A 26,493-nucleotide genomic window follows, 5' to 3' on the forward strand; every position below is an offset into this window, starting at 1 on the left:
GCCATAGCTGATCGAGCGCCCAGCCGCCGACGAAGAACGCCTGGCTCGACGAGCGCGCCGGATTCACCGACGTATTCGTGACCGGGATCGAGATCAGATGGATCAGCGTCAGGCACAGGCCGATGGCGAGCGGCGCGAAGCCCTTAGGCGCGCGGTCGTCGGTGGCGCCGAGGATCACGAACAGGAAGAAGAACGTCATCGCGACTTCAGAGACCAGCGCCGCCGTCATCGAGAAATGGCCGGGCGAGTGCTCGCCGAAGCCGTTCGCAGCGAACGCGCTGGACGCGAAGTCGAAGCTCGGGTTGCCCGTCGCGATGAGATAGATGACCCACGCGCCGAGCGTTGCACCGATCACTTGCGCGGCGATGTACGGCACGAGATCGCGCACCGGGAAGCGGCCAGCGGTCGCAAGACCGATGCTCACGGCCGGGTTCAGGTGGCAGCCGGACACGTGACCGATGGCATAGGCCATCGTCAGCACAGTGAGACCGAACGCCAGCGAAACGCCAGCGAAACCGATGCCGAGTTGAGGAAAGCCCGCCGCCAGCACGGCGCTTCCGCAGCCGCCCAGCACGAGCCAGAAAGTACCGAAAATTTCCGCGCCGAGACGCTTCGACAAATGCATGATTCTGCCTTCGTGAAAAGAATGAAAAACCGTTGATTTAAAACAAGAACGCGTAATGCGCTTGCGCAGCGGAGTTTAAGCGCGGCGTCTTTTGCGAACTGTCAAAAATGGTCGATCGGCTCTTAATTCACGGGCATTGCATCGAAACTTCGGATTGTTCCGTATTTAAAATGGAAAAGCGCCCGAATATTCGGCGCGCATAAAAAATGCCGCCCGAAAAACGGGCGGCATTCGATGTGGCTTGAATCAGGCGTTCGCGGGCGCTATCAGCCCACCGCGACTTGACGCAGCACCGGGCGCTTCGCGGCCTGAAGCATCGCCGTGTAGCTTTCGACGTAGTTCTGCGCCATCGTCTGCGCGCTGAAGCGGCGCTCGAACTGCGCGCGGATTTCCGTGCGCGACAATTCGTCGAGTCGTTGCAGCGCGCCAACGGCGCCTTGCACGTCCTCGCAGATGAAACCCGTCACGCCGTGGTCGATCACTTCCGGCACCGAGCCACGATTGAACGCGATCACCGGCGTGCCGCAGGCCATCGCTTCGATCATCACGAGGCCGAACGGCTCGTTCCAGTCGATTGGGAAGAGCAGCGCCTTGGCGCCCGACAGAAACTCCGGCTTCTGCGCCTCGGTGATCTCGCCGATGAATTCCACATGCGCCTGCGACAGCAGCGGCTCGATCGTCGACTTGAAGTATTCCTGGTCGACCTTGTCCACCTTGGCGGCGATCTTCAGCGGCAGACCGCTCTGCGCCGCGATCTTGATGGCGAGATCGGCGCGCTTTTCCGGACAGATTCGGCCGAGGAACGCCAGATATTCCGGCTTCTTGTGCGGCTGCGGCGTCAGCAGTTCGTGCGGCAGACCGTGATAAACCGTGTTTAGCCAGTTCGCCTGCGGCAGCGGCCCGCGCTGGTTATCCGAGATCGAGATGACGTTCGCCTTCGTGAAGGTGTCGAAGATCGGCTGCAGTTCGGGCAGATCGAGACGGCCGTGCAACGTCGTCACGAACGGCGTGTCCATCTGCGTGAACAGCGGAAACGGCATGTAGTCGAGGTGGAAGTGCAGCACGTCGAATTCGTGCGCGCGGCGGCGGACGTTTTCGAGCAGCAGCATGTGCGGCGCGAGCGCATCGCGGATGGTCGGATCGAGGCGCAACGCGCGCGGCCACGCCGGTTCCAGCGTCGCCTTGGTTTGCGAATCGCCGCTTGCGAACAAGGTTACATCGTGGCCGAGGTCGACGAGAGCGTCGGTCAGATATGACACGACGCGCTCAGTGCCGCCGTAAAACTTCGGAGGTACTGCTTCGTGCAACGGTGCAATTTGTGCGATTCGCATAACGTGACTCTCCATGTAGGTGAGGCATTGCAGTCACGCTCCGGTCGAGCGCTCAACATGCCATTCGGGCGGGCCGCGTGTCGATGTGACGCCGCCCGAGATCGGCCCGGAGATGAGAAAACATCGCGACCGGGTTATCCCTTACTGCCCATTATCGGGATCGAGAGCGGCATTTCACGTCATTTTTCAATCGCTTATCGTTGTTACAGCGCGAAACATGTGCTGTTACGAAGTCAGAAATTGCATCGAAGCGGACGATGTGGACGAATTTGAAGCGTTGAACAGCCGCGGGTGAGTCTTTAGCAATTCCCGGTCCCGCACTGCGCTGCAACATGTGCGGGCGTTGCGCGGGCCGCCCAGCATCGAGCGTTGCCATTAAGCCGTTAAGTCAGACGAATATTTGCCGATAACTTATCTGCCGTTCGTCAAGGTAAGAACGACGTCATGTAAGAAAATTTCCTACACGAATCTTCGCGAAACTCCGTCGTTGCGTCGGAAGGTTTGTCCGACAGGCGCGGCTGCGGGCATCGGCGACAATCGAATCGACACCAGACAACACGCGCGGGGCCGGATTCGTTGTCCTTTGCGAATCCGAGCAAACGTTCCCGCCGGGCCTGACCAGCCACTTATCGATTCGGGGAAACAGATGACGACCAGCACTACGAGTACGCTCGCGGAAATCCGCGAGGTGAATCTGTCGTACTTGCTCCTCGCGCAGCGGCTTCTTCAGGAAGACCGCGTTTCGGCGATGTACCGCCTCGGGCTGTCCGATCAGGTCGCGCAGGTGCTGACCTCGCTCACGCTCGCACAGGCGGTGAAAGTGGCGTCGTCGAGCCATTTGCTGTGCCGCTTCCGTTTCGACGATCACGCCATCCTCTCCTCGCTCGCCGACAAGGATCGAAGCGCGGCGCTCGCCCACGCGCACGCGGCGATCCTGCTCGCGGACGCGTCCGTCGAACAGATCGGCTAGCCGCGAAACGCCGATGGCGACGAAAAGCGTGGTCGCGGAAGTCCGCGAAATCACTCTGGCGATCGAGCTGATCGAGCTCGGCGCGCGCCTGCAGTTGCTCGAAGCGGAAACGAGCCTGTCGCGCGACCGTCTCATCAAGCTCTACAAGGAGCTGAAGGGCGCGTCGCCACCGAAAGGCATGCTGCCGTTCTCGACCGACTGGTTCATGACCTGGCAGCCGAACATTCATTCGTCGCTGTTTCACGGCATCTACCGCTTCATGGCGGACAACGACAGGAGCCAGCCGGCGATCCAGTCGATCGTCAAGAGCTACCGCCTTTATCTGGAACACGCGGCGCTGCACGGCGACGAACCCGTCCTCTCGCTCACGCGCGCCTGGACACTCGTGCGCTACTTCGAATCCGGCATGCTGCAGACCAACGCCTGCACGCGCTGCGGCGGGCGCTTCGTCGCGCACGCGTATGAGCTGCGCGCGGGCTACGTCTGCGGCCTGTGCCAGCCGCCGTCGCGCGCGGGCAAGACCCGCAAGGCGTCGATGCCGCCGGGCGTCACGGCGCACGCGCCGCGCATCGCGGCCTGATGCCGCAGCCCTTGCTGCGGCGCGGGGTTTACCGTTTGCCGCGCCTCTGGATTTGCCCCAAAGTTTTTCAGTCGAGTGCCGTAAACCACTTAACGGCGGTCTAACCGCACCCACAAGTGAGGACTCGACTGTGCTGATTTTCGTAGGATCGCTCGTGACATTGCTGTCCGTGTTCGGCGGTTACGCGCTCGAAGGCGGCCACCTTGGCGCGCTCATGCAACCTGTAGAGATCTTGATGATCGCGGGCGCGGGCGTCGGAGCGTTCATCCTCGGCAACAACGTCAAGACCATCAAGGCGACCATCCAGGTCCTCCCGACGCTCTTCAAGGGCGCGAAGTACGACAAGAGCATGTACATGGAGCTGATGGGGCTGCTCTACGTGCTGCTCGCGAAGGCGCGCAAGGAAGGCACGCTCGCGCTCGAAGCGGATATCGAAGACCCGTCGAAGAGCCCGGTCTTCAGCCAGTACCCCAAGATTCTCGCGGATCATCACATCGTCGAATTCCTGACGGATTATCTGCGCCTCATGGTCAGCGGCAACATGAACGCGTTCGAGATCGAAAGCCTGATGGACGAGGAGATCGAGACGCATCACGTCGAAGGCGAAGCGCCCGCGCACGCGCTCACCAAGGTCGGCGACGCGATGCCCGCGTTCGGCATCGTCGCGGCGGTGATGGGCGTCGTCCACACGATGGCTTCCGCCGATCAGCCGCCCGCGATTCTCGGCGAGATGATCGCGCAGGCGCTCGTCGGCACCTTCCTCGGCATTCTGCTTTCCTACGGCTTCATCGGCCCGCTCGCGAACGTCGCGGAACAGCGCGTCGCGGAGCAGACCAAGATGTTCCAGTGCATCAAGGTGACGATCCTCGCGAGCCTGAACGGCTACGCGCCCGCGATCGCGGTGGAGTTCGGCCGCAAGGTGCTGTTCTCGACGGAGCGCCCGTCGTTCTCCGAACTGGAAGAACACGTGCGCCGGGTCAAGTCGAAGTGACTTCCTCATCACAGGGTCTGTTCACATATAAAACGGCCATGCGAACGCCCGAAATCGGCTGCAGTGCAAGAAGCGCGTCGCGCCGTTTGGCCGCTCCAAACAAGCGGCGCGCGACGCCGCAATGCGGCCGATTTCGGGCGTTCCCCAAGATTAATTTTTCTAGTCAGGGGTTGCCCCGTAAAGGGCCGCTCGCGGCGTCATGCTCCTCGCGAATACTTCCGGTATTAGCTTCGTCGCATTCCTTGCGATCGGCCCTTTACGGGGCAACGCATGGCCGTTTTATATGTGAACAGACCCTAGAGACACAGCGATGAGCACCGAACGCGAACGTCCGATCTTCATCAAGCGCATCGTCGCCGGCAAGAAGGGCCATCACGGCGGCGCGTGGAAGCTCGCCTACGCGGACTTCATGACCGCGATGATGGCGTTCTTCCTGCTGATGTGGCTGCTTTCTTCGACCTCGCCGGTGCAGCGGCGCGGCATCGCCGAGTACTTCAACATGCCGCTCAAGGCGGCGATGGTCGGCGGCAAGAGCGTTGGCATGGACAACAGCATTCTGATCGGCGGCGGGCGCGACATCTCGAGCACCGAAGCGGGCGCGGCGCGCAAGACCAATGGCAGCACGCAGCTCGCGCAGCGCGCCTCGTCCGACGCCGACGAAGAATTGCTCAAGGCCGCGCAAGGCGAGCTGGAACGACGCGAACAGGTGCGCCTGCACGATCTCCAGGTGAAGCTCATGGCCGCGATCGAGGCCAATCCCACGTTGCGCCAGTTCAGGCAGCAAATCCGCATCGAATCGACGCAGCAGGGCTTGCGCATCGAGATCGTCGATACCCAGAAGCGCCCCATGTTCGCGCTCTCCAGCGACGCCGTGCAGCCCTACATGCGCGACATCCTGCGCGAGATCGGCAGGACCTTGAACGACGTGCCGAATCGCATCGTCGTGCAGGGACACACCGACGCCGTGAAATACGCCGGCGGCGACAAGGGCTACAGCAACTGGGAGCTGTCGGCGGACCGCGCGAACGCGTCGCGGCGCGAGCTGGTCGCGGGCGGCATGGACGAAGCCAAAGTGCTGCGTGTGCTCGGCCTTTCATCGACGCAGAACCTGAACAGGAAAGACCCGCTCGATCCGGAGAACCGGCGCATCAGCGTCATCGTGCTCAACCGGCGGGCGGAAATGTCGATGTTGCGCGACGACGGCTCGCCCGGCGCGACGCTCGACAACGGCACGGACACTGAAGGCGCGCCAACGACTGCGCTCGGCCAGCTTATTCCCGGTGTCGCGGCACGGCCCGCGGCGCATTGAGCAGATTGCTCGAAAAAGACGCTCAAGACTCGACACGTTTTGACCGTCATCCCGGCAAGAGACAAACATGATCAAACACATTCTGGCAATCGACGATTCCGCCGCGATGCGGCAAATCCTCTCGGCGACGCTGTCGACGGCGGGTTACGAAGTGACCGTCGCGTCGGACGGCGAAGAAGGCCTGGAGTGGGCGCTCGCGGAGCGCTTCGATCTCGTTCTGACCGACCAGCACATGCCGGGCAGAAGCGGGCTCGATCTGATCGTGGCGCTGCGCGGCAACCCCGCCTACAAGGCGACGCCGATTCTCGTGCTGACGACCGAAGGCGGCGAGCCGTTCAAGGACGCGGCGCGTTCGGCGGGCGCGACGGGCTGGATCGAGAAGCCGCTCGATCCGGACCTGCTGACCGAACTCGTCGCCGCGCTCTCGGAAGACACGCAGCACTGAAGCCGAAGCACAAGACAACCCGCGCACGCACGCGCCGATGGTGACTCAAGCATGACACTCGACATTACTCAGTTCTACCAGACCTTCTTCGACGAAGCGGACGAACTGCTCGCGCAGATGGAGCAACTGCTGCTCGTTCTGGATATCGCGAATCCGGACCCGGAAGACCTCGCGGCGATCTTTCGCGCGGCGCACTCGATCAAGGGCGGCGCGGCGACCTTCGGCTTCACCGCGCTCACCGAAACGACGCACATTCTCGAATCGCTGCTGGACCGCGCGCGCAACAACGAACTCGTCCTGCGCCGCGACATGATCGACACCTTCCTCGCGACCAAGGACGTGCTCTCGGACCAGCTCGCCGCGTACCGCGCGAGCGCGGAGCCCGATGCGGCCGCTGCCGCCGCGATTTGCGCGAAGCTCGAGCGCCTGAAGAACGAGACCGCCGAAGCCGGCGAGGCGCCGGCGAAGATCGAGCCGCCCGCGCTGCCGGGCACGCAGCACGCCGCGTCGAACGCGAACGTCGCGCCCGCCTACGACGGCCCGAACGCCGCGCCCGCGCACGTGATCGCGCAGGCGATGGACGCGATCGAGGACGACGGCAACTGGGACGGCGCGTTCGAGCTCACCGATGGAAATACGCATGCAGGAACCGCTGCCGATGCAACGCCGGGACACACCGGCGCACCGGTGGCGGAAGTTGGACCCCACCTGAAAATTACGCTACGGGGGGTGGGCGAGAAGGACCTGGCGACGCTGATCGGGGAGCTGGGGAATCTGGGAAGCATCGTCGGAGAAAAGAAGACGGACGCCGAGTACGTGGTATGGCTCGACTCGGACGTCCCGGCTGACGATATCGTCGCCGTGTGCTGCTTCGTGATCGATGAAGCGCAGATCACGATCGGCCGTGGCGACGCGGCGGCGCAAGCCGCCGAAGCAACGCAGGCAGTGGAAGAAGCAAAACGCACGCTACGGGAAGAGCCGAAGCAATCGCAGGCGCAGGCAGCGCCCGCATCCGCGGCCAGCAAGGAAGCAGCAAAAGAAGAAGCGGCGGCGGCGGGTGCACAACACCCGTCCGCCCAGCCGTCCAAAACCGCCGCGAGCGATGCCGACAAGAAGGCGCGCCCGCAGGCCGCCGCATCGGCGGAAGGCAGCTCGATTCGCGTCGGCGTGGAGAAGGTCGATCAGCTCATCAATCTGGTGGGCGAACTCGTCATCACGCAGGCGATGCTCGCGGAAACCACGAGCACGTTCGATCCCGCCCTGCACGACCGTCTTTTCAACGGCATGGCGCAGCTCGAGCGCAACGCGCGCGATCTGCAAGAGGCCGTCATGTCCATCCGCATGATGCCGATGGACTACGTATTCAGCCGCTTCCCGCGCCTCGTGCGCGATATCGCCGGCAAGCTCGGCAAGGAAGTGGAACTCGTCACCTTCGGTCAGGCGACCGAGCTCGACAAGAGCCTGATCGAGCGCATCATCGATCCGCTCACGCACCTCGTGCGCAACTCGCTCGATCACGGCATTGAAACCGTGGAAGCGCGCCGCGCGGCGGGCAAGTCGACCACCGGCCAGCTCGTGCTGTCGGCGGCGCATCACGGCGGCAACATCGTCATCGAAGTGAGCGACGATGGCGCCGGCCTGCGCCGCGACAAGATTCTCGCGAAGGCGCAAAAGCAGGGCATGCAGGTGTCCGACTCGATGAGCGATGAAGAAGTCTGGCAGCTCATCTTCATGCCGGGCTTCTCGACCGCCGAACAGGTGACCGATATCTCGGGCCGCGGTGTGGGCATGGACGTGGTGAAGCGCAACATCCAGTCGATGGGCGGCCACGTCGAAATCATGTCGCGCCAGGGCGCGGGCACGACGACGAAGATCGTGCTGCCGCTCACGCTCGCGATTCTCGACGGCATGTCGGTGAAGGTCGGCAACGAGATCTTCATCTTGCCGCTGAACTTCGTGATGGAGTCGCTGCAGCCGGTCGCCGAAGACATCTACACGGTCGCGAACGGCGAGCGCGTGGTGCGCGTGCGCGGTGAATATCTGCCGCTCGTCGCGCTGCATCGCGTGTTCGATGTCGAAGGCGCGCGCACCGAGCCGACGCAAGGCATCGTCACGATCATGCAGACCGAGGGACGGCGCTTCGCCATGCTGATCGACGAACTCGTCGGCCAGCAGCAGGTCGTCGTGAAGAACCTCGAAACGAATTACCGCAAGGTGCACGGCATCTCCGCCGCGACCATCCTGGGCGATGGCAGCGTCGCGCTGATCGTCGACGTGGCCGCGCTCAACCGCGAATCGCGCGCACAGCACGGCGCGCACTCTCATTGATACCGAAGGAGCCCTTTATGGCAGACGTTCAAACGATTCATACCGCTGCGCCTTCGCGACGTGATGCGGGTCACGCCGAAGCGGCCGGACAGGAATTTCTCGTGTTCACGCTCGGCGCCGAGGAATACGGCATCGACATTCTGAAGGTGCAGGAAATTCGCGGCTACGACAACGTTACGCGCATCGCGAATGCGCCCGCGTTCATCAAGGGCGTGATCAATCTGCGCGGCATCATCGTGCCGATCGTCGATATGCGCATCAAGTTCAATCTGGGCCGCGTCGAGTACGACAACCAGACGGTCGTGATCATCCTGAACGTCGCGCATCGCGTGGTCGGCATGGTGGTCGACGGCGTGTCGGACGTGCTCACGCTCACGCAGGAGCAAGTGATGCCCGCGCCCGAATTCGGCGGCACGCTTGCAACGGAATATCTCACGGGCCTCGGCACGGTCGATGGCCGCATGCTGATCCTGATGGACATCGAAAAGCTCATGACGAGCCGCGAGATGGAGTTGATCGACTCCGTCGCCGCATAACGAGCGAAGCGAGAAATAAGCCATGTTGAAGAAGTTGTCGATCCGCACGACGCTCACGCTCGTCGGCCTGCTGTTCACCGGATGCGCGGCGCTGATCGGCGCGCTCGCGCTCGTCGGACTCAATTCCGCCGGCGCATCGCTTGCGTCGCTCGCGCAGGAAGACATGGTCGCGATGCGCGCGCTGGCCGAAACATCGTCGTATCTGCTGCGTTCGCGCATCACGCTCGACCGCGTGCGCTCGCTCGCCGAAGCGGGCAGCACGGAAGAAGCGAAGAAGGCGATCGATCGCGGCCAGTATCTGCTCGACAAGAGCAACGAAAACTGGAAGCTCTATCTCGATACGCCGAAGCCGATGCTGCCGAAAGAGACGCTCGACGCACTCGTCACGCAACGCGACGCGCTCGTGAAAACCGGCGTGGAGCCGGAGTTCACCGCGATCCGCGCGAACGACATGGCCGCGTATCACGCAATCGCCGACACGAAGATCAGCCCGATGTTCGTCGCGTTCGATCAGGCCGTGACGGCCGCCGTCGCATCGCATCAGGAACACGCGGAACAATCGCGCGCCGGCACGGCATCGCATATCGCGGCGCTCAACCTGACGATCGGCGCGGTGCTGGTGCTCGCGGTGCTGATGCTCATCGGCACGCGCATGGCGCTCTCCAGCCTGATCGTGAAGCCGATCAACGACGCCGTCGATCACTTCGACCGCATTTCGCGCGGCGATCTCACGCAATCCGCGCACACCGACAGGACCAACGAAATCGGGCGGCTCTTCGCGGGTATCGAACGCATGCGCGGCAATCTGACCACGATGGTCGGCTCGGTGCGTCACGGCGCGGAATCGATCGATGTCGGCGCGCATGAAATCGCCAGCGGCAACACGGATTTGTCGCAGCGCACGGAAGAGCAGGCGGCGTCGCTGCAGGAAACCGCATCGAGCATGGAAGAACTGACGAGCACGGTGAAGCAGAACGCCGACAACGCGCGCCAGGCGAGCCAGCTTGCGGTGAACGCGTCGGATATCGCGTCGCGCGGCGGCGTGGTCGTCGAGCAGGTCGTCGAGACGATGCATGCGATCGCGTCGAGTTCGAACAAGGTCGTCGACATCATCGGCGTGATCGAAGGCATCGCGTTCCAGACCAATATTCTCGCGTTGAACGCGGCCGTCGAAGCGGCGCGCGCAGGCGAGGAAGGGCGCGGCTTCGCGGTGGTCGCGGGCGAAGTGCGCTCGCTCGCGCAACGCAGCGCGGCGGCGGCAAAGGAAATCAAGACGCTGATCGGCGATTCGGCCGCGAAGGTCGACAGCGGCACGGAACTCGTCGCGCGCGCCGGCCAGACGATGGGCGAGATCGTGCAGGCGGTGCGCCGCGTGACCGACATCATGGGCGAGATCAGCGCGGCGTCGGAGGAGCAGTCCGACGGCATCGAGCAGGTCAATCGCGCCGTCACGCAGATGGACAGCGTGACGCAACAGAACGCCGCGCTCGTCGAGCAGGCGGCGGCTGCTGCGGCGTCGCTCGAAGAGCAGACGCGCCAACTGAAGGATGTGGTCGCGCAATGGCGTCTGGAGAGCGGGGCGCCGGTGCGCGCGAGCGCATCGACGGCGGCCGCGCGCATCAAGGCGTCGGCGCCGGCTGCGCGTGTCGAGCCTTCATCGAAGAACCTCGTCAAGCACGCGAAGTCTGTCGAGAACGCAAAAGTTGCGCCGGAAGCAGCCGTTATCAAGGAAACAGGCAAGGAAGCGGACAAGGCAACGGCCAAGGCGGCGATCAAGCCGGCCAGCGTCGCGAAACCCGCACCGCGCGCCAAGGCAACCACCGCCGACGACGGCGACTGGGAAACCTTCTAACCGAAACCGAAACGACAACGACCATGCTGGCCTCGCGCGACACGACTGATTACCGGCGTTTCATCGAAACGCACGGACGACGCGAGTCCGCATGGTCACGCGCGACGAACACGCCACATCCGGCGCGGCTGAGCGCGCCAAGGAAGCACGAGACATCATGATGGCAACGCGCAACCCGCGCGTCGACCTGGCCCCGAGTGTGCGCGGCCCGGACGTCGAGCGCGATTTCGAATTCACGGTGGCGGATTTCGCCCGCATTCGCGAGCTGATTCATCGCCGCGCGGGCATCTCGCTGTCCGACCATAAACGCGACATGGCGTACAGCCGCCTCGCGCGCCGTCTGCGCGCATGCGGCATCGACACGTTCAAGCAGTATCTCGATCGCCTGGAAACGAACGAGGACAACGCCGAGTGGGAAGCGTTCGTCAACGCGCTGACCACGAACCTGACGGCGTTTTTCCGTGAGTCGCATCACTTCCCGATTCTCGCGGAGTTCGTGAAGCGCAGGCCGCAGCCGTTCTCGGTGTGGTGCTCGGCGGCGTCGACGGGAGAAGAACCGTATTCCATCGCGATGACGCTCGTCGAAGCGCTCGGCGAGCACGCCGCGCGCCAGTGCACGGTGTTCGCGAGCGACATCGACAGTCAGGTGCTCGCCAAGGCCGAAGCGGGCGTGTATTCGCTCGATCAGGTGAAGGCGTTGTCCGTCGAGCGTCTCAAGCGCTTCTTCCTGAAGGGCACGGGTTCGCACGCGGGCCTCGTGAAAGTGCGCCCCGAATTGCGCGCGATGGTGAACTTCGGCCGCGTGAATCTGACGGACGCACGCTACGACCTGAAAGGCCCGTTCGACGCGATCTTCTGCCGCAACGTGATGATCTACTTCGACAAGCCGACGCAAGGCCAGGTGCTCTCGCGCTTCGAGCCGCTGATGAAGCCGGGCGGCCTGCTGTTCGCGGGACATTCGGAGAATTTCACCTACGTGTCGCAGGCGTTCAGGTTGCGCGGCCAGACCGTGTATGAACTGTCGCGCGATCTCAAGCCGGCGGCGAAGCCGCAGCGCGCGCTCGCGGGAGAGACGGCATGAGCGGGCTGCCCATCGCGTCGAATCTTTACTTCGACAATCATTTCAAGAAGCCGGGCGTGAAGCTCCTGCCTAACGAGTTCTTCATGACGAGCGAAGACATGGTGCTCGTCACCGTGCTCGGCTCGTGCGTGGCGGCGTGCATCAACGATCGCACGGCGGGCATCGGCGGCATGAATCATTTCATGCTGCCCGACGACGGCTCCGACGCCTCGCACGCATCGTCCGATTCGATGCGCTACGGCGCGTACGCGATGGAAGTGCTCATCAACGAGCTCATCAAGCGCGGCGGGCGGCGCGAACGCTTCGAAGCGAAAGTGTTCGGCGGCGGCGCGGTGCTCGCGGGCATGACGACCATCAACATCGGCGATCGCAATTCGGAATTCGTGCGGCGCTATCTCGCGCTGGAGAAGATTCGCATCGTCGCCGAGGACTTGCAGGGCATGCATCCGCGCAAGGTCGCGTTCATGCCGCGCTCGGGCCAGGTGATGGTGAAGAAACTGAAGACCGCGCATGACCCGATCGTGGTCGAACGTGAGCAGGCGCTCGTGCAGCGTACGCCGGAAGAGCGCGCGGAACGGCTCGCGAAGGCGCGTGCGCGGGTCGAGCTGTTCCAGTCGAACGCGACGAGCGCGAAGCCGCGCGCGGAATTGTTCACGACGAATGCGTCGAGCGTGAAGCGCCCGCGCGCGGAACTGTTCACGTCGCGCATGAAGACCGTGGAGGAAGCATGACACTCAGCCACGCGCCGAAAATCAAGGTGCTGTGCGTCGACGACTCGGCGCTCGTGCGCAGCCTGATGACCGAAATCATCAACTCGCAGCCCGACATGCACGTGTGCGCGACCGCACCCGATCCGCTCGTCGCGCGCGAGCTGATCAAGCTGCACAACCCGGACGTGCTGACGCTCGACGTCGAAATGCCGCGCATGGACGGCCTCGACTTTCTGGAGAAGCTGATGCGCCTGCGGCCGATGCCGGTCGTGATGGTGTCCTCGCTGACCGAGCGCGGCAGCGAAATCACGCTGCGCGCGCTGGAACTCGGCGCGGTCGATTTCGTCACGAAGCCGAAAGTCGGCATTCGCGACGGCATGCTCGATTACGCGGAAAAGCTCGCCGACAAGATTCGCGCTGCGTCACGCGCGCGCGTCAAGCAGGCGGCGCACGCCCCGAGCGTTCCCGGCAACGCGAACGCGACCACGCACAAGCCCGCGCCGCATTTCAACAACCCGCTCGTATCGACGGAAAAGCTCGTGATCGTCGGCGCATCGACGGGCGGCACGGAAGCGATCCGCGAAGTGCTCGTGCCGCTGCCGCCCGATGCGCCCGCGGTGCTCATCGCGCAGCACATGCCGCCGGGCTTCACGAAGTCGTTCGCGCAACGTCTGAACGGGCTATGCCGCATCACCGTGAAGGAAGCGGAGCACGGCGAGCGCGTGCTGCCGGGCCACGCGTATATCGCGCCGGGCCACGCCCATCTGGTGCTCGCGAGAAGCGGCGCGAACTATGTCGCGCATCTGTCGGATGCGGCGCCGGTAAACCGGCATCGGCCTTCGGTCGACGTGCTGTTCCGCTCGGCGGCGCAGCACGCGGGCAAGAACGCGATCGGCGTGATCCTGACCGGCATGGGCCGCGACGGCGCCGCCGGTCTTCTGGAGATGCAGCAGGCGGGCGCGTACACGCTCGCGCAGGACGAAGCGAGTTGCGTGGTGTTCGGCATGCCGCGCGAAGCGATTGCAATGGGCGGCGCAAGCGAAATCGCGCCGCTCTCTGAAATGAGCCGGCGCGTGATGGCGCGGCTTGCCTCGATGGGCGAACGCGTGCAGCGCGTCTGAACTTTGGAATTAAGCGGCGCCGCCGCATTGAGAACTCAAGGGAGTAAAGATGGACAAGAACATGAAGATCCTCGTCGTCGACGATTTTCCGACGATGCGCCGTATCGTGCGCAACCTGCTCAAGGAACTGGGCTACGGCAACGTCGACGAAGCCGAAGACGGCGCGGCGGGCCTCGCGCGTCTGCGCGGCGGCGGCTTCGACTTCGTGATCACCGACTGGAACATGCCGAACCTCGACGGCCTCTCGATGCTGCAGCAGATCCGCGCGGACGCGGCGCTCGCGCATCTGCCGGTGCTGATGGTGACGGCGGAATCGAAGAAGGAAAACATCATCGCGGCGGCGCAGGCGGGCGCGAACGGTTACGTGGTGAAGCCCTTCACGGCCGCCACGCTCGACGAGAAGCTCACCAAGATTCTCGAGAAGATGGCCAAAGCCGGGAGCTGATCGTGAACGATCTGACCACTGAACTGGCAGCCGCGGTTGCCGAAGCGGAAGCCGATCCGTCGAGCGACCGCATCCTCGCGCGCATCGGACAGCTCACGCGCACGCTGCGCGACTCGATGCGCGAGCTCGGCCTCGACAAGCAGGTCGAAGCCGCCGCGCAAGCCGTGCCCGACGCGCGCGACCGCCTGAAGTATGTCGCGACCATGACCGAGCAGGCCGCCGAGCGCGCGCTCAACGCGATCGAGCTGGCGAAGCCGGTGCAGGAAGCGATGCAGACCGAAGCGCAGGCGCTCGACGCGCGCTGGGAAAAATGGTACGGCGCACCGCTCGCGCAGGGCGAGGCGGGCGAGTTGCTCGCGCAAACGCGCACGTTCCTGCAAAGCGTGCCGGAACGCACCCAGGCGACCAACGCGCAACTGCTGGAAATCATGCTCGCGCAGGACTTCCAGGATCTGACCGGCCAGGTGATCAAGAAGATCACGGACGTCGTGTATCTGATCGAACAGCAATTGCTGGGCGTGCTGCTCGAGAACATCGCGCCCGAGCGGCGCGAGCAGTTCGCGGCGTCGGCGGCGGCGCTGATGTCGTCGGCGGCGGCGGGGAGCGGCAGCCCGGAAAGCCTGCTCAACGGGCCGCAGATCAATCCCGAAGGCCGCAGCGACGTCGTGCAGGATCAGTCGCAGGTGGACGATCTGCTCGCCAGTCTCGGCTTCTGACGTCTATCGCAACAAAGCGTCATTTCGACGTACTCAGTGTGGCAGAACGACGCGAAGCGCATACCATTGCGCTTCGCGTTTTTTCTTGTGTGCGCTTGCGAACGTTAGGACTATTCCTCGTGGCTGGCATACTAGACGGTGTTCGCGCCGCACAAGCGGCGCAAGAAATGAGTGACGCATCGGTCATTCAATCGTCAGGAGCCGGCCGGGAGCGAGAGCGCGTGGGCGGCCGACAACCGATAGGAGGCCCAGTGAAGGCACCGAAGCAATCCCGTCATGGGCATCTGGTAAGCGCGCTGGCGATCGTCGCCGGCGCGTTGAGCGTGTGCGCCGCGGCGCCCGCCTACGCCGTGCTCGGCGGCGAGCCGATGAGCGCGCCGCAGGGCGCTACGTCCGCCAAGGCCGTCGTGCGCGCGGCCGTCGCGAGCGGTGCGTCGAACGCATCGGCGGCATCGTCATCGAACTTTACGGTTCGCTCGACGACACTCGCGAGCGGCACCGTCATCAACGAATATCTGTCTGCGGAAGGCGTCGTGTTCGGGATCGCGTGGCACGGGCCGCGCGTGCCGGATCTCGCGAGCCTGCTCGGCAGCTACTTCCCGCAATATCAGCAGGGCCTGAAGGCGCAGCGCGCCGCGCGCGGCGGGCGCGGGCCCGTGAGCGTGCAGGATTCGGGGCTCGTCGTCGAATCGGGCGGCCATATGGGCGCGTTCGCGGGCAGCGCGTATCTGCCGCAATCGTTGCCGGCCGGCGTGTCCGCCAGCGATATCCAGTAAGCGACGGGAGACTCCAGTATGCAGCGAACGACACTCGGCCTTCCCGCCTCCTCCATCCGACGCGGCGGCTTCGCCCGCTGGCTCGGCGTGCTCTGTCTGTCCGTCATGCTCGCGGCCTGCGGCGGCGGCGGCGATGACAGCTCCAGTTCCAGCAGCGGCGGCGGTTCGTCGGGCGGCGGCAGTGGTGGATCAGGCGGCGGCAGCTCGGGCACCAGCACGGCCAATTTGCAGCCGATCGCGGCCAACGGCACGAACGCTGTGCCGATCAACGTCAACACCGGCGTCGCGGGCTTCGTCAACATTCCGAACGTGTCCGTGACGGTGTGCGCGCCGGGTTCGTCGGTGTGTCAGACCATCGACAACATCCAGGTCGATACGGCGTCCTTCGGCCTGCGCATTCTCGGCTCGGCGGCGCAGTCGGTGCTCGGCAGCCTGCCCGTCACGCGCGCGTCCAACGGCGGCCAGCTCGCCGAGTGCGCGGGTTTCGCGGACGGCTACACGTGGGGCACCGTGCGCACAGCCGACGTGAAGATGGGCACGGAACTGGCGTCGGGCGTGCCGATCCAGATCATCGGCGATCTGGATGCATCGGCGGCGCCGACCGGCTCCAACGGATGCCCGTCCGGCAACGACGAAAACACCGTCGGCGATATCGGCGCGAACGGCATTCTCGGCATCGGCCCGCAGACCTACGATTGCGGCTCGGGCTGCGTGAGCACGTCGCTCAACGCGATGTACTTCGCGTGCACGAACGGCGCGAACTGCACGGGCGTCGCGGCGCCGCTCGCGCAGCAGGTCATCAATCCGGTCACGAAGTTCGCGGTCGACAACAACGGCGTGATCGTGCAATTGCCGCCGGTTCCCGATAACGGCGCGGCCACCGCGACCGGCGTGCTGATATTCGGTATCGGCACGCAGAGCAACAACGCGATCAGCGGCGTGACGAAGTACGGCACCGACCCCTACGGCGATCTGACCGGCACATACAAGGGGCAGACGTACAAGACGTTCTTCGATTCCGGATCGAACGGCAACTTCTTCCAGGATAGCTTCCCGCTGTGCTCGAGTTCGAGCGCGTTCTATTGCCCGAGCTCGGAGCAGTCGCTGTCGACGACGATCAAGGGCACCGAAGGCAACAGCGCAACCGTGCCGTTCCAGCTCGTCAGCGCCCGCACGCTGACGCAGGGCGGCGGCAAGTTCGCATTCAACAGCCTCGGCGGCCAGCTCGGCATGTCCAACTTCTTCGACTTCGGCCTGCCGTTCTTCTACGGACGACACGTCTATGTCGGATTCGAGTTGCCGAACAGCTCGGCGTATGTGGCCTTCTGACGCACTGTTCTGACCGGAGACGCTTCCGGTCGGGCGGTCTGCAAAGTGAAACCGGCTGCGTTTTTGGCGCAGCCGGTTTTTTTGTCACTCGCCCGCGCGCGGTTTGCGCGGTGCGCGCTCGGCGAGCGCGTCGTAGAGCCAGCGCGGCAGCGCGTGCATCAGCATGCCCGCCACGCGCATCTGCCACGGAAACGTCGCGTAGCGGACCTTGCGTGCGATGGCGTCGGCGGCTTTCGTGGCGAAGCGGTCGGCGTCCATCAGAAAGGGCATCCGATACGGATTGTGCGCGGTCATCTCCGAGCGCACGTAGCCCGGCGCGATCGTGACGACGGCGACGCCGAGCGGCCGCATCTCGACGCGCAACGCTTCCAGATACTTCGCCGCCGCCGCTTTCGACGCGCTGTATGCACCGCCGCCCGGCAAGCCGCGCACGCCCGCGACGCTCGCAATGCCGACGAGCGTGCCGCGCCGCGCCGCAGTCATCGACGCGACGAAGGGCTCGAACGTCGCGACCATGCCGAAGTAGTTCACGTCCATCACGGTGCGGAAGGTGTCGAGATCGCCGTGGCCCGTCAGCGCGCCGCGGCTCATGCCCGCGTTCGCGATGACGATGTCCGCCGGGCCATGCTCCGCGATGAAGCGGCGCCCGGCATCGGCGAGCGCGTCGGCGTCGCGGACATCGGCGGGATAGATCGAAATGACGCTTTGAGGATGGCGGGCCGCGAAGGCGGCGAGGGAATCGGCGCGGCGGGCGACGAGGCCGAGCACGGCCCCGCGCTTCACATATTCCTCGGCCAGTGCGAGGCCGATGCCGCTCGATGCGCCGGTGATGAAGACCTTCAGGCGAACTGCAGTCATGCCGGCGCGGGAGAGTTTTAAAGCTTCTTGTCGCGGACTTGCTGGACGAGGAAGTCCATCACCTGCGTCGTGCCCGGCAGGCTGTTGGTCATCGCCGGGCCGGTTTCGTACTTGCCCTGCACGACGATCGTCGGGACGCCGTCGATCTTGTAGTCCTGCAGGAGCTTGGCGTCGCGCTGGACGGCGCTTTGCGTGGAGAACGAGTTATAGGCGTCCATGTACTTCTTCGGATCGACGCCCTGCGTCTTGAGGAAATCCGCCTGCGCCTGCGGCGTCAGCAGATAGTTCTTCTTCACGTGGATCTCGTTGAACACGGCCGGCGTGACCTTGTCGGCGATGCCGAGCGCGTCGAGCGCGTGATACATCTTCGAATGGGGAATGAAGTCGTCCCGGAACGCCACCGGCACGCGCTTGAACACGACGTCCGGCCCTTGCTTCTTCGCCCATGCCTCGAGGTACGGCTCGAACTCGTTGCAGTGCGGGCAGCCATACCAGAAGAACTCGATGACTTCGACCTTGCCCGCGGGCGCGGCGATCGGCTGAGCCGCCTGCAGCACGGTGTAGTCCTTGCCGGCGGCGGGCGCGGCCATCGCCGAACTCGCGACGCTCATCGAAGCGGCTGCGATGCCGAGGGAAAGAGCCAACGCGCTAAACAGTTTTTTCATGATTGGAAAGAGAAGCAATGGATACGCGACGGAACAAAAGCAGGTCCGTAAGTGGGACACACGACGCTTAAGCCACGCTTAAACGCCGTGCCGGCATGTCGACTTCGTTGCTGCGTTATTGCTTGGAGAAACGGATCACGGCCGTATCGACACCCGCATCGGACAGACGCTGGCGCGCCGTGTTCATGTCCTCGAACTTCGCGAACGGCCCGATGCGCACACGATAGTACGTCACGCCGCCCGCATCGCGCTGCGTGACCTTCGATTCGAAGCCCTGGAAGCCGAGACGCGCGCGCTGCTGTTCGGCATCCGCTTGCGTCTTGTACGCGCCCACTTGCAGGAAGTAGCCGGTATTGGGCTCGCCGGGCGCGGGCGGCGTGGTCTTCGCCGTCGTGGGCGCCGAGCCGCCCTTCGGCGGCGTGGCGTTGGCGTTGCTGGTGGCGTTCGGCGCGGTCTCGGGCTTCTTAGCGGGCGTCGTGCTCGCGGTCTTCGGCGCGGATGCCGTCCCGCCCGACGGCGGCACTTCGACGATCTGCGGCTCGTCGAGCACGCCCGACGACTGCGTCTGATTGTTGGTCTGACCCGGCGCGGTGTTCGGCGGCGTGGGCTGCGCGGCTTGCGGCACGGCCTGACCCGGCGTCTTGCCCTGCAGCGGACGGTTTGGATCGTACGGCTGCGCGGCGGCGGGCGCGGAGTTGGCCTCCGACGGCGGCGGCGCGACCTTCGCCACGAACGGCGTGGGCGCGCGCGTGATGTACAGCGCGACGATCACGGCGATCGCGAGGCCGACGATCAGGCCCAGCACGATGCCGATAAACGTTCCCCCGGTTTGCTTCGACTGCTTCGATGTGCGGCGTGGTTTTGCCATCGTATGAATCACCTGCGAGAAAGTCTTCTGGTTGGGCGACGATTATAGCCGTGGGGCAAGGCACACCCGCGCCATGCTCCCGTCCGCGCACGCCGGAATAATCCGATTTGCGTGCGCGTCCGGCGAGAGGCAACGGGCGATTACATCTTTTGAGGAGCGGATACGCCGATGGTCGCGAGACCGTTTTCGAGAACCTGGCGCGTCGCCGCGAGCAGCGCGATGCGGGCCGTGCGCTCTTTCTCATCGTCCACGAGCACGCGCTCCGCATTGTAGAACGAGTGAAATTCGCCAGCGAGATCGCGCAGATAGAACGCGACCGCGTGCGGCGCGAGTTCGTGGGCCGCGTGCGAAAGCATCTCGGGGTATTCGGCGAGCTTGTTGAGCAGCGCCATCGCGCGGTCGCTCGACAACGGCGAGAGATCGGCCTGCGCTGCCTTCGACAGATCGCCGCCGTAACGTTCCTTCCAGTCGTTGAGAATCGTGCAGATGCGCGCGTGCGCGTACTGCACGTAGTAGACCGGATTCTCGTCGTTCTGCTTGAGCGCGAGGTCGATGTCGAATACGAATTCGGTATCCGCCTTGCGCGAGATGAGGAAGAAGCGCACCGCGTCGCGGCCGCGGCGGATGGTGTCTTCGTCGATCTGATCGGGCGCGGTTTCGTGACCCGGCGCGAGGCCGCCCGACCATTCGATCAGATCGCGCACCGTGACGTAACTGCCCGCGCGCTTCGAGATTTTCACTTCCTGGCCGTCGCGCATGACGGTGACCATCTTGTGCAGCACGTAGTCGGGATAGCCTTTCGGAATGCCGACGCCGAGACCTTGCAGGCCGGCGCGCACGCGCGCGATCGTGCCGTGATGGTCCGAGCCCTGGATGTTGATGACCTTCGTGTAGCCGCGCTCCCACTTGGTCACGTGATACGCGACGTCGGGCACGAAGTACGTGTAGGCGCCGTCGGACTTCTTCATGACGCGGTCCTTGTCGTCGCCGTCGTCGGTGGTGCGCAGCCACAGCGCGCCGTCCTGCTCGTAGGTCTTGCCGGCATCGACGAGCGCCGCGACCGTCTTCTCGACGCGACCTTCCTTGTACAGCGCAGACTCCAGATAGAACTGGTCGAACTTCACGCCGAACGCGGTCAGATCCATGTCCTGTTCGTGACGCAGATACGTGACCGCGAAATGACGGATGGCTTCGAGATCTTCAACGTCGCCCGTGCCCTTGACCGGCTCGCCGTCCTTCGCCGCGACGGTTTCGCCCGCCATGTAATCGCGCGCGATATCCGCGATGTACTCGCCGTTGTACGCGGCATCCGGCCAGCCCGGCTCGTTCGGCCTGAGGCCGCGCGCGCGGGCCTGCGTCGAAATTGCGAGGTTGTTGATCTGCACGCCGGCGTCGTTGTAGTAGAACTCGCGGTGCACGTCGTAGCCCTGCGTTTCGAGCAGGTTCGAGAGCGCATCGCCGAGCGCGGCCTGACGGCCGTGGCCGACGTGCAGCGGACCCGTCGGATTCGCCGACACGAACTCGACGAGCACGTGTCTGCCTGCCTCACGCGTCGAGCGGCCGAAGGCGGCGCCTTCGCTCAGCACGGCCGGGATCGCTGCTTGCTTCGCGGTCGCGGCAAGACGCAGATTGATGAAGCCGGGACCCGCCACTTCGGCGCCCTCGACGAGACCCTGCGCCGCCGGAAGGCCGAGCACCGCATCGACGATCTGCTGCGCAAGCTGGCGCGGATTCGCGCGCAGCGGCTTGGCGAGCTGCATCGCGACATTCGATGCGACATCGCCGTGCGCCGCGACTTTCGGCCGTTCGAGGACGATCGCGGGCGCGACGAAAGCGGCTTCGCCTGCCGCCAGAGTGGCTTGCGCGACCTGCTTGACCGCGTCGGTGAGGAGCGTTTCGAGAGTGTGTTTATGTGCGGGCAGCATGCTGAATGTGATCCAGTGGAGCGAGGGCTGACGGGGCGCTGATCGGCGTCTGCCCCGACTCGGACGGCGGCTTCGCGAAGCGTCGGCCCCGGTATGCGGTGTTGGCAGCCGAACAGAATCGACTACCACATGAAGTGGGGATTTTAGCAGGTGCTAATATGTCGAATCAGGGTGTCGTCATGTTGTCAGGGAGACCGGCTCGTCTGCGTGTTTCGTTAGCAAACCGCCTAAGACCTAACTCAAACAAAAGGACCATGCCATGCTCATCACATTCAAAAGCCCGGCCTCACCGGATGTCATCATGCTGGAGAACCTTGCGGAATACTTGCTCGGCATCATCGGCAAGCAGTTGACCGAACGGGGCGTCATCACGCACGAAGATATTCCGGCGGCCATCCAGAAACTCGAAGCGGCCGTTGCCACCGACAAGAAAGAGCGCGCGGAGCACGAGGGCCATTTTCACGAAGGCGAGGAAGGTCATGTGCCGCACGAGCATCCGGTCGGACTCGCGCAGCGCGCGTTTCCGTTCATCGACATGCTGCGGCTCGCGCAGAAGGACAACAAGGATATTCTCTGGGGCGTCTGAGCGTCGCGTGCATCAAACGCTGCCATGAATGAAAAAAAACCCGCATCGGCGACGATGCGGGTTTTTTTCTTCCGATGAAACCGTCTTACTGCGATTGACCGCCCATCGAAGATTTCGGCGCGGGCGCCTTCTTGGGCTTCTTGGGCTTCTTCTTGTGCTCGGTCTGCGGCGGCGAGTACGACGACGCAGTGGTGCTGCTGGCCGGCTGCGCGATCGCTGCCGAGCTTGCGGCGAGAACGGCGGCTGCGATCGCAACGCTTACGGCGGACGTCAGCTTCTTCATGCGACTTATCTCCGTGACGAAAAATGCGTGTCCGTCGTCGTGACGGCGCATCGCAGGAGCAAGTCTACGAAAACTAAAAAATTCCCGCCGATTACGCGGCGCTTTTTTTCGCCATCACGCGCCGCGTATGTTTTTTTCCAACGCTCTCGCGAAAGCCCTACTACCGCCGCATTTTTTTAGCGCTGCGGCGCGAGCGCGCGTTCGGCATCCTTGACGGACATCGCCATGCGTTCGGCGTAGCTCGCGAGCTGATCGTCGCCGATCTTGCCGACCGAGAAGTACGTGCTGTCCGGATGCGCGAGATAGAAGCCCGAGACGCTCGCGGCCGGCAGCATCGCGAGGGATTCGGTGACGCTCATGCCGAGCTCGTCTGCCTGAAGCACTTCGAACATATCGCGCTTCACGAGGTGATCCGGGCATGCCGGATAACCGGGCGCGGGACGAATGCCGGCGTACTTTTCCGCGATCAGCGCGTCGTTGTCGAGTGTTTCGTTCTGCGCATAGCCCCACAGTTCGCGGCGCACGCGCGCGTGCAGCGCTTCGGCGAACGCTTCCGCGAAACGGTCGGCCAGTGCCTTGAGCATGATCGCGCTGTAGTCGTCGTGATCGGCCTCGAACTGTCGTTCCTTTTTGTCGACGCCGAGGCCCGCCGTCACCGCGAAGATGCCGATATAGTCCTTCACGCCCGAATCCTTCGGCGCGATGAAATCGGCGAGCGAGCGGTTCGGGCGCATCACGCCATCGACCACCGGACGCACGCTCTGCTGACGCAGATTGCGCCATGACATTGCGACCTGCGAGCGCGATTCATCCGTGTAGATCTCGATGTCGTCGTCGTTCACGGTGTTCGCGGGCAGCAGCATGACGACGCCATTGGCCGTCAGCCAGCGGCCCTGAATCAGTCGCGCGAGCATCGACTTGCCGTCCGAGAACACGCGCCGCGCCGATTCGCCGACGATCTCGTCGTTGAGAATCGCGGGATAGGGGCCCGCGAGATCCCACGTCTGGAAGAACGGAGCCCAGTCGATGTAGTTGGCCAGATCGGCGAGGTCATAGTTCTTGAACACGCGCCGCCCGATGAAGGTCGGCTTCTTCGGCGTGTACGCGCTCCAGTCGATCTTCGTCTTGTTGGCGCGCGCTTGGTCGTAGGTGACCATCGGCTGCGCCTTGCGGTTCGCGTGCTGCGTGCGGATGCGGTCGTAGTCGCTTTTGAGTTCGTCGAGATACTTCGCGGCGCCTTCGTCCGACAGGAGGCTCGAAGCCACCGACACCGACCGCGACGCATCCGGCACGTAGACCACCGGCCCTTCATAGTGCGGCGCGATCTTGACGGCCGTATGCACGCGCGATGTCGTCGCGCCGCCGATGAGCAAGGGCGTCTGCTTGCCGCGGAAGTATTCGTCGCGCTGCATTTCGGAGGCGACGTAAGCCATTTCTTCGAGACTCGGCGTGATGAGCCCCGACAGCCCGATGATGTCCGCGCCTTCTTCCTTCGCTTTCTGAAGGATGGTCGCGCAGGGCACCATCACGCCCATGTTGACCACTTCGAAGTTGTTGCACTGGAGCACGACCGACACGATGTTCTTGCCGATGTCGTGCACATCGCCCTTCACGGTCGCGATGACGATCTTGCCCTTCGGACGCACGTCCGCGCCTGCATCGGCGAGGCGCTTTTTCTCTTCTTCGATGAACGGAATCAGATGCGCGACCGCTTGCTTCATCACGCGCGCCGACTTCACCACTTGCGGCAGGAACATCTTGCCCGCGCCGAACAGGTCGCCGACGATGTTCATGCCGTCCATCAGCGGCCCTTCGATCACGTTGATCGGACGGCCGCCTGCCTTCTCGATCTTCGCGCGCACTTCCTCGGTATCTTCGACGATGAAGTTCGTGATGCCGTGCACGAGCGCATGCGACAGACGCGCCTCGACCGGCTGATTGCGCCATTCGAGGTTCTCTTCCTTTTTCGCCGCGCCGGTCTTGAACTTGTCGGCGACTTCCAGCAGGCGGTCCGTGCCGTCTTCGCGGCGGTTGAGCACGACGTCTTCCACGCGCTCGCGCAGCTCGGCGTCGAGATCGGCGTACACGCCGAGCATGCCCGCGTTGACGATGCCCATGTCCATGCCAGCCTGGATCGCGTGATACAGGAACACCGTATGAATGGCCTCGCGCACGGGATCATTGCCGCGAAACGAGAACGACACGTTCGACACGCCGCCGCTTACCTTCGCGTGGGGCAGGTTCTGCTTGATCCAGCGCGTCGCGTTGATGAAATCGACCGCGTAGTTGTTGTGTTCTTCGATGCCCGTTGCGATCGCGAAGATGTTCGGGTCGAAGATGATGTCTTCCGGCTCGAAGCCGACTTCGTTCACGAGGATGTCGTAGGAGCGCTTGCAGATTTCGGTCTTGCGCTGGAACGTGTCTGCCTGACCCTTTTCGTCGAACGCCATCACGACCGACGCCGCGCCGTATCGGCGGATCAGCTTCGCGTGATGTTTGAACGCGTCAACGCCCTCCTTCAGCGAGATGGAGTTGACGATCGCCTTGCCTTGCACGCACTTCAGGCCCGCTTCGATCACGTCCCACTTCGACGAGTCGATCATGATCGGCACGCGCGCGATATCCGGCTCCGACGCGATCAGATTCAGAAAGCGCACCATCGCTGCTTTCGAATCGAGCATGGCTTCGTCCATGTTGATATCGATGACCTGCGCGCCGTTTTCGACCTGCTGCCGCGCGACGGCGAGCGCTTCGTCGAACTGGCCGTTCAGGATCATGCGCGCGAACGCCTTCGAGCCGGTCACGTTCGTGCGCTCGCCGACGTTGATGAAAAGCGAGCCGTCGTTGACGTTGAACGGCTCGAGGCCGGAGAGGCGCATGGTGTGATCGGTCATGTCTGTTATCTCTTGTTCGATGTCAGGCGCGCTTGTTACGCAACCTCGCGATATTGCGACGGAAAGGCGCGCGGCTTCACTTCCGCGAGCGCCTTCGCGATTTCGGCGATATGCTCCGGCGTCGTGCCGCAGCAGCCGCCCGCGATATTCACGAGGCCCGCCGTCGCAAATTCCTTCAGCAATCCCGAAGTCACGTCGGGCGTTTCGTCGAAGCCGGTGTCGCTCATCGGATTCGGCAGACCGGCGTTCGGATAGCAGGACACGTAGGTGTCGCACAGCTTCGACAGCTCTGCGATGTACGGCCGCATCAGCGCCGCGCCCAGTGCGCAGTTCAGGCCAAAGGTCAGCGGCTTCGCGTGACGCAGCGAGTTCCAGAACGCTTCCACCGTCTGGCCCGACAGAATGCGGCCGGAGGCATCGGTGACCGTGCCCGAGATCATGATCGGCACCAGTTCGCCCGTGTCGTCGAACAGTTGGTCGAGCGCGAACAGCGCCGCTTTCGCATTTAACGTATCGAAGATCGTCTCGACGAGAAACAGATCGCAGCCCGCATCGAGCAGCGCCTTGGCCTGTTCGTAGTACGTGTCGCGCAGTTCGTCGAAGGTCACGTTGCGTGCGCCCGGATCGTTGACGTCGGGCGAGATGCTCGCGGTCTTCGGCGTCGGTCCGATCGCGCCCGCGACGAAACGCGGTTTGTCCGGCGTCGAATACTTTTCGCACGCTTCGCGCGCGACCTTTGCGGACTCGATGTTCATCTCGGCGGCGAGGTCTTCCATGCCGTAATCGGACTGGGCTACGCGCGTGGCGCCGAACGTGTTCGTCTCGATGATGTCCGCGCCCGCCGCGAGGTATTGCTCGTGAATCTCGCGGATGATCTGCGGCTGCGTGATCGACAGCAACTCGTTGTTGCCCTTGATGTCGCGGCCATAGTCCTTGAAGCGCTCGCCGCGATACGCGGCTTCGTCGAGCTTGTAGCGCTGGATCATCGTGCCCATCGCGCCGTCGAGAATCAGGATGCGCTTTTGCAGCAGCGCGGGCAGCGCGGCGCCGCGCGTGTAGGCCCGCGCGGGGGCTTTCGGAAGGGCGTTCTGGGTCATGACGGACGAGGCCTGCACCAAATGTGAAATAGCCTGACATTGTAGCCGCAGCGCGGAGCCGTCGCTTTCAGGACGGGCCTGGCGGACAGGAACTTGTCGCGTAAAAAAACCCCGCCGGTTGCGGGGCGGGGTCTTTGGGAAACGGCGAGTGTCGCCTTCAGCCGCGAGTCCG

At 63.9% G+C, this 26,493-nt stretch carries 25 protein-coding genes; 16 read left to right on the plus strand and 9 right to left on the minus strand.

From position 1 onward, the window contains the following. Together aqpZ and AWB80_RS00010 are read right to left on the minus strand one after the other, a co-directional pair. The coding region (aqpZ, locus tag AWB80_RS00005) for an aquaporin Z (protein WP_061172606.1) at window positions 1–625 on the minus strand (625 nt) is incomplete at its 3' end. Between the two features lie 266 nt (window positions 626–891). After that, entirely contained in the window at window positions 892–1,956 is a 1,065-nt protein-coding gene (locus AWB80_RS00010) for a glycosyltransferase family 4 protein (protein WP_061172607.1), read from the minus strand. A gap of 646 nt (window positions 1,957–2,602) precedes the next feature. Here AWB80_RS00010 and flhD point away from each other — a divergent pair. The 15 genes from flhD (at window position 2,603) to AWB80_RS00085 (ending at window position 17,145) form a co-directional block, all read left to right on the plus strand. After that, window positions 2,603–2,926 (plus strand): flagellar transcriptional regulator FlhD, encoded by a 324-nt coding sequence (flhD, locus tag AWB80_RS00015; RefSeq protein ID WP_061172608.1) that lies wholly within the window; start codon window positions 2,603–2,605, stop codon window positions 2,924–2,926. Window positions 2,927–2,939: 13 nt separating this feature from the next. Next, entirely contained in the window at window positions 2,940–3,506 is a 567-nt protein-coding gene (gene flhC / locus AWB80_RS00020; protein ID WP_061172609.1) for a flagellar transcriptional regulator FlhC, read from the plus strand. Between the two features lie 130 nt (window positions 3,507–3,636). After that, the gene (gene motA / locus AWB80_RS00025; RefSeq protein ID WP_061158787.1) at window positions 3,637–4,497 is read left to right on the plus strand and encodes a flagellar motor stator protein MotA; all 861 of its coding nucleotides are present in this window, start codon (window positions 3,637–3,639) and stop codon (window positions 4,495–4,497) included. A 310-nt stretch (window positions 4,498–4,807) separates the two neighbouring features. Then, window positions 4,808–5,806, plus strand: coding sequence for a flagellar motor protein MotB (gene motB / locus AWB80_RS00030; RefSeq protein ID WP_061172610.1), 999 nt, complete (start codon window positions 4,808–4,810; stop codon window positions 5,804–5,806). Window positions 5,807–5,873: 67 nt separating this feature from the next. Next, entirely contained in the window at window positions 5,874–6,251 is a 378-nt protein-coding gene (locus AWB80_RS00035; RefSeq protein ID WP_061172611.1) for a response regulator, read from the plus strand. Window positions 6,252–6,302: 51 nt separating this feature from the next. Next, entirely contained in the window at window positions 6,303–8,579 is a 2,277-nt protein-coding gene (gene cheA, locus AWB80_RS00040; protein ID WP_061172612.1) for a chemotaxis protein CheA, read from the plus strand. A gap of 17 nt (window positions 8,580–8,596) precedes the next feature. Beyond that, window positions 8,597–9,115, plus strand: a complete 519-nt coding sequence (gene cheW, locus AWB80_RS00045) for a chemotaxis protein CheW (RefSeq protein WP_061172613.1) — start codon at window positions 8,597–8,599, stop codon at window positions 9,113–9,115. Window positions 9,116–9,137: 22 nt separating this feature from the next. Continuing rightward, the gene (locus AWB80_RS00050; RefSeq protein ID WP_061172614.1) at window positions 9,138–10,967 is read left to right on the plus strand and encodes a methyl-accepting chemotaxis protein; all 1,830 of its coding nucleotides are present in this window, start codon (window positions 9,138–9,140) and stop codon (window positions 10,965–10,967) included. Window positions 10,968–11,124: 157 nt separating this feature from the next. Then, window positions 11,125–12,048 carry a CheR family methyltransferase gene (locus AWB80_RS00055; RefSeq protein WP_061173055.1) on the plus strand — a complete coding sequence of 308 codons (924 nt, stop codon included), beginning with the start codon at window positions 11,125–11,127 and terminating at the stop codon, window positions 12,046–12,048. Beyond that, window positions 12,045–12,779, plus strand: coding sequence for a chemoreceptor glutamine deamidase CheD (gene cheD / locus AWB80_RS00060; protein ID WP_061172615.1), 735 nt, complete (start codon window positions 12,045–12,047; stop codon window positions 12,777–12,779). The genes AWB80_RS00055 and cheD overlap by 4 nt, the downstream gene beginning before the upstream one ends. Continuing rightward, the gene (locus AWB80_RS00065) at window positions 12,776–13,879 is read left to right on the plus strand and encodes a protein-glutamate methylesterase/protein-glutamine glutaminase (RefSeq protein WP_061172616.1); all 1,104 of its coding nucleotides are present in this window, start codon (window positions 12,776–12,778) and stop codon (window positions 13,877–13,879) included. Before cheD ends, AWB80_RS00065 begins: the two co-directional genes overlap by 4 nt. A 49-nt stretch (window positions 13,880–13,928) precedes the next feature. After that, window positions 13,929–14,324, plus strand: coding sequence for a chemotaxis response regulator CheY (cheY, locus tag AWB80_RS00070; protein ID WP_035497920.1), 396 nt, complete (start codon window positions 13,929–13,931; stop codon window positions 14,322–14,324). A gap of 2 nt (window positions 14,325–14,326) precedes the next feature. After that, window positions 14,327–15,040: a protein phosphatase CheZ gene (gene cheZ / locus AWB80_RS00075; protein ID WP_061172617.1), complete on the plus strand. Its 714-nt coding sequence runs from the start codon at window positions 14,327–14,329 to the stop codon at window positions 15,038–15,040. Between the two features lie 251 nt (window positions 15,041–15,291). After that, window positions 15,292–15,816: a DUF2844 domain-containing protein gene (locus AWB80_RS00080; RefSeq protein WP_061172618.1), complete on the plus strand. Its 525-nt coding sequence runs from the start codon at window positions 15,292–15,294 to the stop codon at window positions 15,814–15,816. 18 nt (window positions 15,817–15,834) lie between these two features. After that, entirely contained in the window at window positions 15,835–17,145 is a 1,311-nt protein-coding gene (locus AWB80_RS00085) for a DUF3443 domain-containing protein (RefSeq protein ID WP_061172619.1), read from the plus strand. An 84-nt stretch (window positions 17,146–17,229) separates the two neighbouring features. On the opposite strand, the gene AWB80_RS00090 is transcribed toward AWB80_RS00085, so the two are convergent. The 4 genes from AWB80_RS00090 to argS all read right to left on the minus strand — a co-directional run bounded on the left by AWB80_RS00090 (window position 17,230) and on the right by argS (window position 21,461). Continuing rightward, a complete protein-coding gene (locus AWB80_RS00090; RefSeq protein WP_061172620.1) occupies window positions 17,230–18,003 on the minus strand; it encodes an SDR family oxidoreductase in 774 nt (257 codons plus the stop codon). A gap of 17 nt (window positions 18,004–18,020) precedes the next feature. After that, window positions 18,021–18,668: a thiol:disulfide interchange protein DsbA/DsbL gene (locus AWB80_RS00095; protein WP_061172621.1), complete on the minus strand. Its 648-nt coding sequence runs from the start codon at window positions 18,666–18,668 to the stop codon at window positions 18,021–18,023. Window positions 18,669–18,783: 115 nt separating this feature from the next. Beyond that, window positions 18,784–19,536, minus strand: a complete 753-nt coding sequence (locus AWB80_RS00100) for an SPOR domain-containing protein (RefSeq protein WP_061172622.1) — start codon at window positions 19,534–19,536, stop codon at window positions 18,784–18,786. A gap of 140 nt (window positions 19,537–19,676) precedes the next feature. Continuing rightward, window positions 19,677–21,461 (minus strand): arginine--tRNA ligase, encoded by a 1,785-nt coding sequence (gene argS / locus AWB80_RS00105; protein ID WP_061172623.1) that lies wholly within the window; start codon window positions 21,459–21,461, stop codon window positions 19,677–19,679. 259 nt (window positions 21,462–21,720) lie between these two features. On the opposite strand from argS, the gene AWB80_RS00110 reads away from it, so the two are divergent. Continuing rightward, entirely contained in the window at window positions 21,721–22,047 is a 327-nt protein-coding gene (locus AWB80_RS00110) for a DUF1840 domain-containing protein (RefSeq protein WP_061172624.1), read from the plus strand. Between the two features lie 85 nt (window positions 22,048–22,132). On the opposite strand, the gene AWB80_RS00115 is transcribed toward AWB80_RS00110, so the two are convergent. The 3 genes from AWB80_RS00115 to AWB80_RS00125 all read right to left on the minus strand — a co-directional run bounded on the left by AWB80_RS00115 (window position 22,133) and on the right by AWB80_RS00125 (window position 26,321). Beyond that, on the minus strand, window positions 22,133–22,330 hold the full coding sequence (locus AWB80_RS00115; protein ID WP_143327941.1) for a hypothetical protein: 198 nt from the start codon (window positions 22,328–22,330) through the stop codon (window positions 22,133–22,135). 176 nt (window positions 22,331–22,506) lie between these two features. Then, entirely contained in the window at window positions 22,507–25,224 is a 2,718-nt protein-coding gene (gene metH / locus AWB80_RS00120; protein ID WP_061172626.1) for a methionine synthase, read from the minus strand. 35 nt (window positions 25,225–25,259) lie between these two features. Then, window positions 25,260–26,321 carry a homocysteine S-methyltransferase family protein gene (locus AWB80_RS00125; protein WP_061172627.1) on the minus strand — a complete coding sequence of 354 codons (1,062 nt, stop codon included), beginning with the start codon at window positions 26,319–26,321 and terminating at the stop codon, window positions 25,260–25,262. Window positions 26,322–26,493: the final 172 nt, after the last annotated feature.

It is taken from the genome of Caballeronia pedi (assembly GCF_001544915.2).
GTDB classification, from domain to species: Bacteria; Pseudomonadota; Gammaproteobacteria; order Burkholderiales; family Burkholderiaceae; genus Caballeronia; species Caballeronia pedi.

Bases quoted from the DNA above. Each gene is read 5' to 3' on its own strand.
- AWB80_RS00055 (WP_061173055.1), top strand. From the start codon at position 11,125: ATGATGGCAACGCGCAACCCGCGCGTCGACCTGGCCCCGAGTGTGCGC.
- flhC (WP_061172609.1), top strand. From the start codon at position 2,940: ATGGCGACGAAAAGCGTGGTCGCGGAAGTCCGCGAAATCACTCTGGCG.
- AWB80_RS00090 (WP_061172620.1), bottom strand. From the start codon at position 18,003: ATGACTGCAGTTCGCCTGAAGGTCTTCATCACCGGCGCATCGAGCGGC.
- AWB80_RS00085 (WP_061172619.1), top strand. From the start codon at position 15,835: ATGCAGCGAACGACACTCGGCCTTCCCGCCTCCTCCATCCGACGCGGC.
- cheY (WP_035497920.1), top strand. From the start codon at position 13,929: ATGGACAAGAACATGAAGATCCTCGTCGTCGACGATTTTCCGACGATG.
- AWB80_RS00115 (WP_143327941.1), bottom strand. From the start codon at position 22,330: ATGAAGAAGCTGACGTCCGCCGTAAGCGTTGCGATCGCAGCCGCCGTT.
- AWB80_RS00050 (WP_061172614.1), top strand. From the start codon at position 9,138: ATGTTGAAGAAGTTGTCGATCCGCACGACGCTCACGCTCGTCGGCCTG.
- cheW (WP_061172613.1), top strand. From the start codon at position 8,597: ATGGCAGACGTTCAAACGATTCATACCGCTGCGCCTTCGCGACGTGAT.
- AWB80_RS00065 (WP_061172616.1), top strand. From the start codon at position 12,776: ATGACACTCAGCCACGCGCCGAAAATCAAGGTGCTGTGCGTCGACGAC.
- AWB80_RS00100 (WP_061172622.1), bottom strand. From the start codon at position 19,536: ATGGCAAAACCACGCCGCACATCGAAGCAGTCGAAGCAAACCGGGGGA.
- AWB80_RS00010 (WP_061172607.1), bottom strand. From the start codon at position 1,956: ATGCGAATCGCACAAATTGCACCGTTGCACGAAGCAGTACCTCCGAAG.
- motB (WP_061172610.1), top strand. From the start codon at position 4,808: ATGAGCACCGAACGCGAACGTCCGATCTTCATCAAGCGCATCGTCGCC.
- metH (WP_061172626.1), bottom strand. From the start codon at position 25,224: ATGACCGATCACACCATGCGCCTCTCCGGCCTCGAGCCGTTCAACGTC.
- AWB80_RS00125 (WP_061172627.1), bottom strand. From the start codon at position 26,321: ATGACCCAGAACGCCCTTCCGAAAGCCCCCGCGCGGGCCTACACGCGC.
- cheD (WP_061172615.1), top strand. From the start codon at position 12,045: ATGAGCGGGCTGCCCATCGCGTCGAATCTTTACTTCGACAATCATTTC.
- flhD (WP_061172608.1), top strand. From the start codon at position 2,603: ATGACGACCAGCACTACGAGTACGCTCGCGGAAATCCGCGAGGTGAAT.
- AWB80_RS00095 (WP_061172621.1), bottom strand. From the start codon at position 18,668: ATGAAAAAACTGTTTAGCGCGTTGGCTCTTTCCCTCGGCATCGCAGCC.
- AWB80_RS00035 (WP_061172611.1), top strand. From the start codon at position 5,874: ATGATCAAACACATTCTGGCAATCGACGATTCCGCCGCGATGCGGCAA.
- argS (WP_061172623.1), bottom strand. From the start codon at position 21,461: ATGCTGCCCGCACATAAACACACTCTCGAAACGCTCCTCACCGACGCG.
- AWB80_RS00110 (WP_061172624.1), top strand. From the start codon at position 21,721: ATGCTCATCACATTCAAAAGCCCGGCCTCACCGGATGTCATCATGCTG.
- cheA (WP_061172612.1), top strand. From the start codon at position 6,303: ATGACACTCGACATTACTCAGTTCTACCAGACCTTCTTCGACGAAGCG.